Origin of the sequence: Verrucosispora sp. WMMA2121 (assembly GCF_027460185.1) — a bacterium.
Taxonomy (GTDB): domain Bacteria; phylum Actinomycetota; class Actinomycetes; order Mycobacteriales; family Micromonosporaceae; genus Micromonospora; species Micromonospora palythoicola.
Genome location: NZ_JAPZBH010000004.1, coordinates 877046 through 889048 on the forward strand (window position 1 = coordinate 877046; position 12003 = coordinate 889048).

The window sequence follows — 12003 nt, forward strand, 5'->3', positions numbered from 1 at the left end:
ATCTGCGGCTTCTTCTGCCGTTGCGACCAAGCCAATGTGCGCGGCGGGAGTCAGATGCGGTGGATCGTGATGAGGTCTTCGAGACCTGTGAGGTCCTCGGCGTTACGGGTGTACACGGCGGCGTCGTGGGCGTGGGCCGTTGCGGCGATGAGGAGGTCCATCACCCTGGCTCGCGGCTGGCGGCCGGTCTCGACGACCCGTGCGGCCAACCGCGCGTAGCTGTCGGCGATCGCTTCGTCGATAGGCAGCGGATCAAATCGACGTTGAATGGCACTCAACCGCGCCAACCGCAGCGCCCTCGCCTCGGCGCTTTTCGCGACCAGGACACCGAACTGGAGTTCGGCGAGGCTGGCGACACTGATGGCCAGCTCACCAGGAATGGGGGTTACATCGGTGGCGATGAGGATGCTGGTGTCGAGGATGCCCCGACTCACCGCTCGACCCACGGATCGGTGACGGTGTCGTCCAGGAGATTCCGATCGTCGACCCACCCCGGGTCTGTGGGTTGGTCGAACACGCCGGCAAGGTCGTCCCACTCGCGCCAGGTTCGAGGACTGACCGGGCCGAGCACGGCTGCCGGCCGGCCGGCGACGGTGATCGTCAAGCGTTCACCCGCCTGCGCCCGGCGTACCAGGTCACTGGCGTTCTGCCGCATCTCCCGCAGCCCCACTTCATGCATAAGCTCAACGTAGCACATGTGCTACGCGCCGTCGACGTTCGTCGGCTGCGTCCCGACGATCACGCAGGTCGCCGTGAGCACAGCCAGATCAAGCTCCGATCGCCGCGTCCCAGGCAGCGGTGAGGCGTAGTCGCCGTCAGCTGAGCGGCCTGCCGAGGTCGGGACCTTGGTCCTGGCGGCTTCGGGTGTTCCGGCCCGCGCGCGACGGCCCGCCGCCGGGCGAGAGTGGTCACGTAAGAAGCTGACCACGGAGGCAACGATGACCGTCCACCAGGGCACCCACCGCTCGATCGAGCGCCCGCTCGAGCACGCCGAACTGCCCGGCGCCATGCTGACCACGACCGCCGCCCGGGCCCTCGCCGTGCTGCGGATCTCCACCGGCCTCGTCTTCCTCTGGGCCTTCCTCGACAAGACCTTCGGCCTCGGCTACGCCACCCCGACCGAGCGAGCCTGGATCAACGGCGGCTCGCCGACCAAGGGGTTCCTCGCCAACGTCGAGGTGGGACCGTTGCAGTCGGTGGCCCACTCGATCGCCGGGACCTGGTGGGCGAACGCACTCTTCATGGTCGGGCTGGCCGCCATCGGTCTCGCCCTGATCGCCGGCGTCGGTCTGCGGGTGGCGGCCGCCTCGGGCACCCTGATGATGGCGCTGATGTGGCTGGCCGAGTTTCCGCTGGCCCGGTTCACCGCCGGTGGTGACCCGACCGGTTCCACCAACCCGGTGGTCGACTACCACCTGATCTACGCCGTGGTCCTGGTCGCCCTGGCCGCCGCGTACGCCGGGCACACCTGGGGTCTGGGCCGGCTCTGGGCCCGGCTGCCCTTCGTGCAGCGCCACCGCTGGATGCTCTGATCCGCTCGACCAGCCGCTGGGCCGGACCGCCACCACGGTCCGGCCCGTCGGCGTGCCGGCGGCAGGAAAACCGGCGCGGGCGCTCGTCCTGTTCAGTCCGCGGCGGCGCGCCGGGCGCGGGCCCGGCGGCGGCCCTCGTGCATGGCCTGCACCCGTGGCACCGGAATGGTCCGTCCCTCGTCGATCAGCTCGGCGGGAAGCCGCTGGGGTGGCGGCATCAGCTCGGCCCACGGATCCCGCTGTGCCACCAGCGCCGGGACCGTCCGGATGGTGAAGTCCGCCGCGGTGACCGACTCCAGGTCCGGCCAGGGCACCGGGAAGGAGACCGGCACGCCGGGACGCAGTCGGGGGCTGTACACCGACACGACCGTCGCGCCGCCGGTGCGGGTGGGGTCGACGAAGACCTTGCCACCCCGGTCCTCGCGGATGAACGCGGTGGTCGCCAGCGCGGGATCCAGGCGCTCCGCCCGAGCCGCGAGGGCCCGGGTGGCCGCGGCCAGCTCCTCGGCGTCGGGGCCGGGCTCGACCGGGACGAAGACGTGCACCCCCTTGGCGCCGCTGGTCTTCACCGCGCCCGCCAGTCCGGCGTCGGCGAGGGCCTGCCGGACCAGCAGCGCGGCCGCCACCCCGGCCGCGAACCCACCGCCCTCCGGCGGGTCGAGGTCCAGCACCAGGTGGGTGGGACGGCTCAGGTCCCCGACCGTGGCCAGGGTGGGGTGGTACTCGACGGCCCGCTGGTTGGCGAACCAGAGCAGGGTACGGCGGTCGTCGCAGAGCGCGTACGCGATCTCCCGGTGGGACGCCTCGGCCCAGATCGACACCCGAGGTACCCAGTCGGGGGTGTACCGCGGCAGGTTCTTCTGCATGAACTGCGGCTGTCCCGGACGTACCCGGACCACCGACAGCGGACGGCCGCGCAACTGCGGGACGATCCGGTCGGTCACCGCGTCGAGGTAGTCGACCAGGTCGCGCTTGCTCGCTCCCGACCCGTCGAACAACGGCTGGTCGAGATTGGTAAGCGCGACCCCGTCCCGGGTCTCGTCAGCCCCCATCCGATCACCATCCCGGCCGGAAGCCCCGCGGTCAACCGGAACCCGCAGGTGATCCGTTGACGCCGTCAGCTCGACAGGCTCCACGGGAGGAGGGTGCCCGGCCGCCCACCGCGAGGCTCACCGGCGGCGACGGCGGCGAGCAGCCGGGCGGTGTGGGCGCGGGTCGCCGCGTACAGGCCGGAGCCGTAGCTGATCCGGGCCACGCCCAGGGCGGCCAGTGCCGTCCGTCCCGGTCCGTCGGGGCGGGCCAGCACGTTGACCGGCGCCGCCACGGCCTGCACGACATCCCGCAGTTGCGTCGGGTCGGCCAGCAGGATCGGGTAGACGCAGTCCGCCCCGGCCGTCAGGTAGCGGCGCGCCCGGCGGACCGCCTCGGCGAGCCGGTCGGCTGGTTCCGCACCGGGCCGTAGGAAGACGTCCACCCGGGCGTTCAGCACCACCCCCACCCCGGCGTCGTCCGCCGCAGCCCGCACCCCGGCCAGCAGGTCGGCCTGTTCCTCCGCATCGACCATGACGCCGGTACGCGGATCCGAATCCTCCAGATTGAGCCCGACCGCCCCGGCGTCGAGCAACCGGGCGACCAGTTCGTCCGGGCGCAGACCGTAGCCCCGCTCCAGGTCGGCGGTGACCGGAACGGCGACCGCGCGGGCGATCCGGGTCACGGCGGCGAACATCTCGCCCGGTGGCGTGCGCTCGCCGTCGCCGTATCCGAGTGACTCGGCGACGGCCGCGCTGCTGGTCGCCACCGCTGGAAAACCGGCGTCGACCACCGCCCGGGCCGAGCCGGCGTCCCAGGCATTGGGCAGCACCAGCGGGTCGCCGGGGCGGTGCAGGGCACGAAGCGCGACCGCCCGGGCCGCCGTCGAGTCGGTCATGACCCCGATTCTCGCTACGGCGCGGAGCCACCCGGAGAGCCAATTCGGCGCACCTGGTTGTGGGAAACGCCACTGATCTGACCGATCGGTCAGCTCTGACCGATCGGTCAGGCATGCTGGGAATCATGGCCCGCACCACCCCGCAGACGCACGGCGAGATCCTCGCGGCGGCGGCGAGACGTTTCGCCGCCACCGGCTACCGGGGCACCTCGTTGCAGGACATCGCCACCGAGGTGGGCTGTTCCAAGGCGGCGGTGCTGTACCACTTCGCCAACAAGGAGGCCATCCTCACCGAGCTGATGGCACCCGCGATCGAGGTGCTGCGGTCACTCGACGACCGGATCGCCGCCCAGCCCGGACCGGCCGCCGCGCAGCGGGTCGCCGCCGAAGGCTTCGTCGACCTCGCGGTCCGGTTCCGCGGTGAGATCGCCCTGCTCCGGGGCGAGTTCACGGAGCTGCTGCAACAGCCCGACTTCGCCCACATCCAGCAGATCTCCGAACGGTTGATCGACGCGCTCGCCGGGCGGTCCGAGCGGCCCTCCGCCCGGATCACCGCGCTGGTGCTGCTCGCCGGCATCGCCGAGACCTGCGGCCAGTTCGCCGACGTGCCCGACCAGGAACTGGGCGACGCGCTGCTGGGCCTGATGCGCCGGGCGCTCGAACCGCCCGCCCACTGACCCGTCCCACCATCCACGACCGAGGGAAAGGACCTCATGGCGACCCTGCTCTACCGGCTTGGCCGGGGATCGATGCGTCGGCGGCGACTCGTCGCCGCGATCTGGCTCGTCGTACTCGTCGGGCTCGGCCTGGCAGCAGCGACCCTGCGCGGCCCGACGGCCAGCAACTTCACCATGCCCGGCACCGAGTCGCAGCGCGCGCTCGACCTGCTGGACGAGCAGTTCCCGGCGGCGGCCGGCGCCACCGGCACCATCGCGGTCAAGGCGCCCGCTCCGGGACAGCTCGGCACACCCGAGGGCCAGTCGGTCATCCAGTCGGTCACCCAGGAGGCCACGGCGGTACCCGGTGTGCTCGCCGCCATCGACCCGTTCCAGGTCGGCTCGGTCTCTCCCGACGGCCAGTACGCGCTGATCCAGGTGCAGTTCAACGACGGCGCCGACCAGATCACCGAGGAACAGCGGGAGGCGTACGAGCAGCTCGGCGCCGAGGCCGAGGCCCAGGGTTGGCAGGTGGCGCCCGGCGGTGAGGTGCTCAACACCGAGCCCGAGGTCGGCTCCACCGAGGCGATCGGCGTCGCGGTGGCCCTCGTCGTCCTGGTGGTCACCTTCGGCTCGCTGGTGGCCGCGGGCATGACCATGCTCAACGCGCTGATCGGCGTCGGCGTCGGCATGGCCGGCCTCTTCGCACTAAGCAGCGTCATCGAGCTGACCAGCACCGCACCCATCCTCGCGCTGATGCTCGGCCTGGCCGTCGGCATCGACTACTCGCTCTTCATCACCTCGCGGTATCGACAGAACCTGCTCGACGGCATGCCGGCGGACGAGGCGATCGGCCGGGCGGTCGGCACCGCCGGCTCGGCGGTGACCTTCGCCGGAGCCACGGTCGTCATCGCCCTGGCCGGTCTCGCGGTGGTGAACATCCCGTTCCTGACCGTGATGGGTCTGGCCGCCGCCGGTACCGTCACCGTCGCGGTGCTGGTGGCGATCACCCTGCAACCGGCGCTGCTCGGCTTCGCCGGTCGCCGGGTGCTGCCCCGCCGGTTGCGCTCGTCGGTGCCGGTGGCGCTGACCGCCGAAGACGTCCCGGACGACGCCGCCCGCCGCAGCGACGTGACCACCCACCGCGCGGCACCGGAGACCGCCACCAACGGCAGCGAGGACACCTCGGCGTTCGGCTTCCGTTGGGCCCGGCTGATCACCCGGTTCCGGATTCCGGTGATCCTGGTCGGCCTGCTCGGCCTGGGGCTGCTCGCGTTGCCAGCACCGGACATGCGCCTGGCGCTGCCCGACGCCGGTACCGCGCCGGTCGGCTCGGCCGCGCGGGTCTCCAACGACCTGATCACGGAGGGCTTCGGACCGGGCTTCACCGGCCGGCTCGCGGTGGTTGTCGCCGGCGACGACGCCGGTGCCACCGCCGCCGCCATCCCGCAGGTGACCGCCCTGGTCCAGCGCACCGACAACGTGCTCGCCGTGGCCCCGCCGCAGCTCAGCCCGGACGGCCGGACCGCGCTGCTCGGGGTGATCCCGCAGACCGGCCCGACCGACCCGGCCACCGAGACGATGGTGCACGACATCCGCACCGCCGTCGGTGACATCCAGGGCGCCGACGTGCTGCTCACCGGGGTTACCGCAATCGGCATCGACATCTCGGAGAAGCTCTCCGACGCGCTGCCGATCTATCTGGCGCTGGTGGTCGGCCTGTCGATCCTGCTGCTGATGCTGGTGTTCCGTTCGGTGCTGGTGCCGGTCAAGGCGGCGCTGGGTTTCCTGCTCACCGTCGCCGCCACCTTCGGCATCACGGTCGCGGTCTTCCAGCAGGGTCACCTCGCCGACCTGGTCGGCCTGGACACACCCGGCCCGCTGATCAGCTTCCTGCCGATCCTGCTGATCGGCATCCTGTTCGGCCTGGCCATGGACTACGAGGTGTTCCTGGTCTCCCGGATGCGGGAGGACTTCGTCCACGGCGACACCGCCCAGCAGGCCACCATCAACGGGATGGGGCACGGCGCGCGGGTGGTCACCGCCGCCGCTCTGATCATGACCTCGGTCTTCGGCGGCTTCATCTTCCTCGACGACCCGGTGATCAAGTCGATGGGCTTCGCGCTCGCCATCGGCGTGGCCATCGACGCCTTCGTGGTCCGGATGACCATCGTGCCGGCGGTGATGTCGCTGCTCGGCAAGGTGGCCTGGTGGCTGCCCCGCTGGCTGGACCGGGCGCTGCCGAACGTCGACATCGAGGGCGAGAAGCTGCGCGCCCGGCTCGACGACAAGGTCGGTGCCGGCGCCTGACCCGCACGGCGACCCGGCCCTTCACCGCACGTCGGGTGGAGGGCCGGGTCGACGCCGGCTCAGACGCCGGCCGGATAGGTCTCCATCTCGCCTGGGGCGGCCAGGGCGGGCAACGGATGCAGCGCGGTGGTCTCGTCGCACCAGATGAAGGCGTCGTAGCGCTCCCCCAGCCGGGTCGGCACGTAGTTGCCCCACGATTCGAACGACGGGTCGTACACCACCCCGATCGCCCGGTGGTCGAGCGTGTCGGTGACCCAACCCGGCTGGTCCGGCCCGCCGAAGACGAGCACCGCCCGCTCCGGCATCAGCTCGTGCAGCCGATGTTCGAGCGAACCGGGCCGGGCCGGCGGCACCACCATCGCCTCCGCCGGCGAACCCCAGCGCGGCGCGGCGATCACCGTGCCCCGCCAACTGCCGAAGCCGATCAGCGCCACCTGGTCCGGGCCGTGGCGTTCCCGGGCCAACTGGCCGATGTTCACCATCCCGTCGGCGGCCATGTCGGTCGCCCGCGCGTCACCGACGTGGGTGTTGTGCGCCCACACCACACCCCGGGCGCCCGGCCCGTAGCGGTCGAGCAGGCGATCCAGGGTGTCGGTCATGTGGATGTCCCGGACGTTCCACGAGCCGGGCCCACCGGCGACCATCTCCCGGTAGTAGCGCTCCGCGCCGGCCACCACCTCCGCGTTCTGCCAGGCCGAGAAGGCGTCCGGCCCGTCGGCGGCGGCGTGTTGCCGGGTACGCGCCAGCAGCCGGATCACCTCCTGCTCGCACCGGGCGGAGACGAACCGGCTCGCCGCGCCGTACTCCTCGACCCGCTTGCCGTACGGCTCGAAGCACCGGTAGGCGTCCTGGGCGATCTCCAGCGACGCCGGCTCCTCCTCACCGAGGTAGTCGAAGATCGCCTGCATCGACTCCCAGAGGCTGTAGACGTCGAGCCCGTGGAAACCCACCCGGGCGGTCTCGGCCCGGTCCATGTTCCAGGCCCGCAGCCAACGGCAGAAGCGGGCGACCTCGGCGTTGGCCCACATCCACGTCGGCCACCGTTCGAACCCCTCCAGGGCGGTCTGCGGCTCGGCCGCCGCTCCCGGGGCACCGGTCACCGAGCGGTGCACCCGGTCGCAGTCCGGCCAGTCGCCCTCCACCGCCACGAAGGAGAAGCCGCACTCGGCGACCAGACGGCGGGTCAACTGCTCCCGGATGCGGTAGTAGTCGTAGCTGCCGTGCGTCGCCTCCCCGATCATCACCACCCGCGCGTCCCGGACACGCTCCAGCAACGGATCGAGGTCGCTCGGCGCGCCGAGCCGCTGTACCAGCATGCCTGCGGCTACCCGGCACCCCGACGGGCAAACGCGGTGGCCCGCCGGGGTGTGCCGAGACGGCTACGCGGGTAGTTCGCACAGCATGACCGACAGCGGTGCCGCCCTGCACGAGTACCTCGCCGGGCTGGAGTATCCCGTCTCCCGTGAGGACCTGATCCGCTGGTGCCAGGAGAACGGCGCGAGCACCGAGCAGTTGCAGGCCGTACGCGCGCTGCCGGTGGACCAGTTCAGCTCGCCCACCGAGCTGACCGAGGCGCTGGGCACCCTCCCCTGAGCCGGGCCCGCTAGCGGGCGTGCAGTAGGCGGTACAGCACCAGCCACTGCTCCGGCCAGACATGCCCCACCGGGAGGTCCGGGTCGAGCCGGCTGGCGCGCAACGCCGCCGCCAGCCGACCCTTCGGATGCTCGCGGGCCAGCGACGCCGCGAGCGAGCCGCCGACCCCGCCGAACCCCAGCTCGACCATCCGTCGGTACGCCGGTAGGGCCCGGGGTGGCAGCAACGGCGTTGCCCGCCGCTCGACGCGGAGCATGCCCGCGTCGACCCGGGGCACCGGGCGGAACGCGGTACGCGACACCCGCCCGGCGAGCCGCCAGTCGAACTCCGGCCAGCTGAGCACCGTCAGTCGGGTCCACCGGCCGTACGCACCGGTGCGCCGCCGGGCGTACTCCAGCTGCGTGAGCAGGGTGGCGGCGCGCAGTCGGGGCGCGGCCAGGCACCAGCGCACCACCGCCGCGGTCAGCGACCACGGGATGTTGCCGACCACGCAGAACTCCTCCCCCGGTGCCACGGTGGCGAGGAAGTCGGCCTGGCGGTGGGTCACGTTCGGCAGGGTCGCGCAGACCCGGGCCAGTTCCGCCCCGGCGACGGGATCCACCTCGTAGGCCGTCAGCCGGCCGCAGCGCGCGGCCAGCGGGCGGGTCAGTTGCCCCCGGCCGGCGCCGACCTCCAGCACCAGTCCGTGCGGATCGGGGCGGGCGGCGTCGACGAACCGCGCGACGGCGGCCGGGTCGGTGAGGAAATTCTGCGAGAGCACGCGACGGGACCGGTCGCGTTCGGTCGTGCGGGTACGGCGGGGCGCCATGGCGTCGTCCTTGTCTGTCGCCGGGTGGGCGACGAGAGCGGACAGGCGACCGTCGACGGGGCCTGTCCGAGCGATCGGGACTCGGACGGCCCTGGTGAGATGGCGCGGAAGCGGCACCGCGCGATGCGGTGCGGGTGACGCGGGCGGATGCGCGGAAGGCGTCAGTCGCGGGTCGCGCCGGCCAGGGCCGGACGCCGGACGCGCGGGCGGGCCACCAGCAGCGGCCCGAAGGCGGCCGGCGAGGCGGCCGCGTTGATCAGGGCGTGCACGCACATGCCGGCGACCCTACCGACTCGTCCGGCCGGTGGCGACCGGTTTACCGCCCGCGCTCAGGCCGGCACGTCGACCACGGTGCCCTGTGCGCGGGCGGCCTCGGCGGCGGCGAGGACCGCCACCACCTCGCGACCGAAGCGCACGTCGCAGCGGTGGTCCCGGGTACCGGCGTCGACCTCGGCCAGCAACTGGTCGATGGCCACCCCGAACGCCGTCGCCGGGCCGGCACCACCGTTCGGCAGTCGCTCGATGCCGCTCTCGCCGTAGAAGACGAACTCCGCGGCGACCGAACGGGGTGGTGCGTCAAGCGTCAGCGAGACCGTGCTGGTGGCCCCGTCGGCGTGGCTGAGCAGCAGGTGCACCAGGCCCTCGGGGCCGTCGGTGGCGGCCACCCGGGCCACCCGGCCGAGCACCGGAAGCAACACGGCCAGCGCGTGCGGACCGATGTCCCACAACGCGCCGTGCTCCCGCCGCCACGGCGACTGCCCGTACGGACTGCCGGGCTGGAAGATCGAGGCGAACCGGATCACGCTGGCGGTGTGCCAGCCGCCGGCCGCGGCGGTCGCGGCGATGAAGCCGGCGACGTCCGGCTGGTACCGGCCGGTGAAGAAGACCACCGACGCGACACCCGTGCCCGTGGCTGCCTCGACCACGCGGTCGGCGTCGGCCACGGTCAGCGCGAGCGGCTTGTCCAGCAACAGGTGTCGACCGGCGGTGGCGGCCCGGACGGCGATGTCCGCCTGGACGTCCGGCGGCAGTGCGACGGCCACCGCCTCGCACGCCTCGATCAGCGAGTCGACGTCGTCGAAGGCCGGCACCCCGTACCGGGTGGCCAGCGCGGCGGCCTTGTCGGGGTTGCGCCCCCACACGCCGACCAGATCCGCTCTCGGGTGCGCCTCGAGCGCCGCCGCATGCGTCTCCGCCGCCCAGTGCCCGGTGCCGAACAACCCGAACCGCATCCCGTACCTCCGCCGTCCTCGCCTGGCCACGGCTGATCCGCGACAGTGATCACGCTAGTCCCCCGCGACCGTGCGTACCCGGCGTCCCGCCGGCCGGGGCCGGGGCCGCGCGCACGGTAACCGGCCGCCCTGGCGGCGGACGCTCTTACTACGGGGGTTAGTAGAGTGGTGCGGTGATCGGAACGAGCACCGGACGGACCGGGTGAGCACCACCGCCGCGACCACCACCGGGTCTCCGGCCGACGGGGCACTGGCCGTCGCCGCCATCGTGCTGTCGCTGCTGGTCGCGGCCTGGGCGCTGGTGGCCGCGTTGCGCCACCGGCCGCCGGACCGGACGCAGTTGATCGGGCTGGCCGTGCTGGAGCTGCTGCTGCTCGGCCTGGTGCTGGTGACCGCCGTGGCGCTGGCCGGCGGTGAGCGTCCGGGCGAACCGGGATCGTTCTTCGGCTACCTGGTCACGCTGGTCTGCCTGCCGCCGCTCGCGGCGGTGCTGGCTCGGATGGAACCGACCCGCTGGGGCTCGGCGATCGTGTGCGCGGTGTGCCTGGTGACGCCGGTGGTCGTGGTCCGGCTCCAACAGACCTGGCAGGTGCTCGGTGGCTGAGCTGAGCACCGCCCGGCCTCGCACCAACGCCGGTCCGGGACGGTTGCTGATCGCGGTCTACCTGCTCTTCGCCATCGCCGCCAGCAGCCGCGCCGCTCTCCAGATCGTCACCAGGTTCGACGAGGCGCCGTTGGCGTACCTGCTCTCCGCGCTCGCCGCGATCGTCTACGTCGTGGCGGCGGTCGGGCTGGCGCGGGCCGGTCACGCGGGCCGCCGGATCGCCCTGGCCTGCTGCGGGCTGGAACTGGTCGGCGTGGTCGGTGTCGGTGCCGTGAGTCTGGCCCGACCGGACCTCTTCCCCGACGAGACGGTCTGGTCCGGCTTCGGCAGCGGCTACGGCTACATCCCGCTGGTGCTGCCGGTCCTCGGCCTTGCCTGGCTCCGGCACACCCGCCGAAGGGCGGCAGCGGCCCCTTCCTGAGATCAGAAGGGGCCGCTGTTCGGGGCCGGTCAGTCGCGGGGGCCGCCGGCGACGTAGACGACCTGGCCGGACACGAACGACGCCCCCTCGCTGGCCAGGAACGAGATGGTGTGCGCCACGTCATCGGGCCGGCCCACCCGGCGGACCGGGATCTCCGACTCGGCGTGCTTCTGCATCGCCTCGAAGTCCACCTTCATCCGGGCGGCGGTGGCCGCGGTCATGTCGGTGACGATGAAGCCGGGCGCGACCGCGTTGACGGTCACCCCGAACGGGCCCAGCTCGATGGCGAGGGTCTTGGTGAAGCCCTGCATCCCGGCCTTGGCCGCCGAGTAGTTGGCCTGGCCCCGGTTGCCCAGCGCGGAGGTGCTGGACAGGTTGACGATGCGGCCCCAACGGGCCTCGACCATGTGCTTCTGCGCGGCCTGACTGAACAGGAACGCCCCCCGCAGGTGTACGCCCAGGACGGTGTCCCAGTCGGCGTCGGTCATCTTGAACAGCAGGTTGTCGCGGAGTACGCCGGCGTTGTTGACGAGCACGGTCGGCGCGCCCAGCTCGGCGGCCACCCGTTGCACGGCGGCCTCCACCTGGGCCCGGTCCGCCACGTCCGCGCCGACGCCGAGTGCCCGGCCGCCGGCCGCCGCGATCGCGTCCACGGTCTCCTTGGTCGCCGCCTCCTCGATGTCGACCACCGCGACGGCCAGCCCGTCGGCGGCCAACCGTCTGGCGGTGGCCGCGCCGATTCCCCGTGCCGCTCCGGTCACGATGGCGACCCGCTGCCCTTCCGACATGCCTACCTCCCGGTAACTTGGCTCGACGGCAGGAGCCTAACCCACGTCGGGGCGGCCTGACCCCCGCCAATCCCGACCTCCGGACCGGGCCCACCGGCCCGGAGGTCACCGACCACGGCGGGTCGGCCCGGT

Annotated in this window: 13 protein-coding genes and 2 pseudogenes; 7 read left to right on the top strand and 8 right to left on the bottom strand. The window is 72.7% G+C overall.

Annotated elements, in window-relative coordinates; genetic code table 11:
- Positions 1-50 precede the first annotated feature (50 nt).
- Together O7605_RS04740 and O7605_RS04745 are read right to left on the bottom strand one after the other, a co-directional pair.
- Positions 51-434, bottom strand: coding sequence for a PIN domain-containing protein (locus tag O7605_RS04740; RefSeq protein WP_269738079.1), 384 nt, complete (start codon positions 432-434; stop codon positions 51-53).
- On the bottom strand, positions 431-679 hold the full coding sequence (locus tag O7605_RS04745; RefSeq protein WP_269738080.1) for a type II toxin-antitoxin system Phd/YefM family antitoxin: 249 nt from the start codon (positions 677-679) through the stop codon (positions 431-433). Before O7605_RS04745 ends, O7605_RS04740 begins: the two co-directional genes overlap by 4 nt.
- A gap of 259 nt (positions 680-938) precedes the next feature.
- Here O7605_RS04745 and O7605_RS04750 point away from each other — a divergent pair, with 259 nt between their 5' ends.
- A complete protein-coding gene (locus O7605_RS04750) occupies positions 939-1532 on the top strand; it encodes a hypothetical protein (RefSeq protein WP_443083871.1) in 594 nt (197 codons plus the stop codon).
- A 92-nt stretch (positions 1533-1624) separates the two neighbouring features.
- Here O7605_RS04750 and O7605_RS04755 read toward each other — a convergent pair whose 3' ends face one another.
- The gene (locus O7605_RS04755; RefSeq protein WP_269738081.1) at positions 1625-2584 is read right to left on the bottom strand and encodes a DNA polymerase domain-containing protein; all 960 of its coding nucleotides are present in this window, start codon (positions 2582-2584) and stop codon (positions 1625-1627) included.
- A gap of 65 nt (positions 2585-2649) precedes the next feature.
- A complete protein-coding gene (locus O7605_RS04760; RefSeq protein WP_269738082.1) occupies positions 2650-3459 on the bottom strand; it encodes an isocitrate lyase/PEP mutase family protein in 810 nt (269 codons plus the stop codon).
- A 125-nt stretch (positions 3460-3584) separates the two neighbouring features.
- Here O7605_RS04760 and O7605_RS04765 point away from each other — a divergent pair, with 125 nt between their 5' ends.
- From O7605_RS04765 to O7605_RS32070, 3 genes and pseudogenes are all read left to right on the top strand, one after another.
- Complete coding sequence (locus O7605_RS04765) at positions 3585-4136, top strand: TetR/AcrR family transcriptional regulator (protein WP_269738083.1); 552 nt, start codon at positions 3585-3587, stop codon at positions 4134-4136.
- Positions 4137-4172: 36 nt separating this feature from the next.
- Positions 4173-5178: pseudogene (locus tag O7605_RS32065) on the top strand (MMPL family transporter); the annotation flags it as partial.
- Positions 5179-5291: 113 nt separating this feature from the next.
- Positions 5292-6425: pseudogene (locus tag O7605_RS32070) on the top strand (MMPL family transporter); the annotation flags it as partial.
- Positions 6426-6484: 59 nt separating this feature from the next.
- On the opposite strand, the gene O7605_RS04775 reads toward O7605_RS32070, so the two are convergent.
- The gene (locus tag O7605_RS04775; protein WP_269738085.1) at positions 6485-7741 is read right to left on the bottom strand and encodes an erythromycin esterase family protein; all 1257 of its coding nucleotides are present in this window, start codon (positions 7739-7741) and stop codon (positions 6485-6487) included.
- 85 nt (positions 7742-7826) lie between these two features.
- Here O7605_RS04775 and O7605_RS04780 point away from each other — a divergent pair, with 85 nt between their 5' ends.
- Positions 7827-8018, top strand: coding sequence for a DUF2795 domain-containing protein (locus O7605_RS04780; protein ID WP_164447670.1), 192 nt, complete (start codon positions 7827-7829; stop codon positions 8016-8018).
- A gap of 10 nt (positions 8019-8028) precedes the next feature.
- Here the strand turns inward: O7605_RS04780 and erm are convergent, their stop codons facing one another.
- Together erm and O7605_RS04790 are read right to left on the bottom strand one after the other, a co-directional pair.
- The gene (erm, locus tag O7605_RS04785; protein WP_269738086.1) at positions 8029-8826 is read right to left on the bottom strand and encodes an ErmE/ErmH/ErmO/ErmR family 23S rRNA (adenine(2058)-N(6))-methyltransferase; all 798 of its coding nucleotides are present in this window, start codon (positions 8824-8826) and stop codon (positions 8029-8031) included.
- Between the two features lie 329 nt (positions 8827-9155).
- Positions 9156-10058 carry a Gfo/Idh/MocA family protein gene (locus O7605_RS04790; RefSeq protein ID WP_269738087.1) on the bottom strand — a complete coding sequence of 301 codons (903 nt, stop codon included), beginning with the start codon at positions 10056-10058 and terminating at the stop codon, positions 9156-9158.
- A gap of 202 nt (positions 10059-10260) precedes the next feature.
- On the opposite strand from O7605_RS04790, the gene O7605_RS04795 reads away from it, so the two are divergent.
- Together O7605_RS04795 and O7605_RS04800 are read left to right on the top strand one after the other, a co-directional pair.
- Positions 10261-10662 (top strand): hypothetical protein, encoded by a 402-nt coding sequence (locus O7605_RS04795; protein ID WP_269738088.1) that lies wholly within the window; start codon positions 10261-10263, stop codon positions 10660-10662.
- Positions 10655-11083: a hypothetical protein gene (locus tag O7605_RS04800; RefSeq protein WP_269738089.1), complete on the top strand. Its 429-nt coding sequence runs from the start codon at positions 10655-10657 to the stop codon at positions 11081-11083. Before O7605_RS04795 ends, O7605_RS04800 begins: the two co-directional genes overlap by 8 nt.
- 29 nt (positions 11084-11112) lie before the next feature.
- On the opposite strand, the gene fabG is transcribed toward O7605_RS04800, so the two are convergent.
- Positions 11113-11871: a 3-oxoacyl-ACP reductase FabG gene (gene fabG / locus O7605_RS04805; protein WP_269738090.1), complete on the bottom strand. Its 759-nt coding sequence runs from the start codon at positions 11869-11871 to the stop codon at positions 11113-11115.
- Between the last annotated feature and the right edge of the window lie 132 nt (positions 11872-12003).

Excerpts from the sequence above, each read along its gene's own strand:
- O7605_RS04745 (WP_269738080.1), bottom strand. The coding sequence starts at position 679 with ATGCATGAAGTGGGGCTGCGGGAGATGCGGCAGAACGCCAGTGACCTG.
- O7605_RS04750 (WP_443083871.1), top strand. The coding sequence starts at position 939 with ATGACCGTCCACCAGGGCACCCACCGCTCGATCGAGCGCCCGCTCGAG.
- O7605_RS04755 (WP_269738081.1), bottom strand. The coding sequence starts at position 2,584 with ATGGGGGCTGACGAGACCCGGGACGGGGTCGCGCTTACCAATCTCGAC.
- O7605_RS04760 (WP_269738082.1), bottom strand. The coding sequence starts at position 3,459 with ATGACCGACTCGACGGCGGCCCGGGCGGTCGCGCTTCGTGCCCTGCAC.
- O7605_RS04765 (WP_269738083.1), top strand. The coding sequence starts at position 3,585 with ATGGCCCGCACCACCCCGCAGACGCACGGCGAGATCCTCGCGGCGGCG.
- O7605_RS04775 (WP_269738085.1), bottom strand. The coding sequence starts at position 7,741 with ATGCTGGTACAGCGGCTCGGCGCGCCGAGCGACCTCGATCCGTTGCTG.
- O7605_RS04780 (WP_164447670.1), top strand. The coding sequence starts at position 7,827 with ATGACCGACAGCGGTGCCGCCCTGCACGAGTACCTCGCCGGGCTGGAG.
- erm (WP_269738086.1), bottom strand. The coding sequence starts at position 8,826 with ATGGCGCCCCGCCGTACCCGCACGACCGAACGCGACCGGTCCCGTCGC.
- O7605_RS04790 (WP_269738087.1), bottom strand. The coding sequence starts at position 10,058 with ATGCGGTTCGGGTTGTTCGGCACCGGGCACTGGGCGGCGGAGACGCAT.
- fabG (WP_269738090.1), bottom strand. The coding sequence starts at position 11,871 with ATGTCGGAAGGGCAGCGGGTCGCCATCGTGACCGGAGCGGCACGGGGA.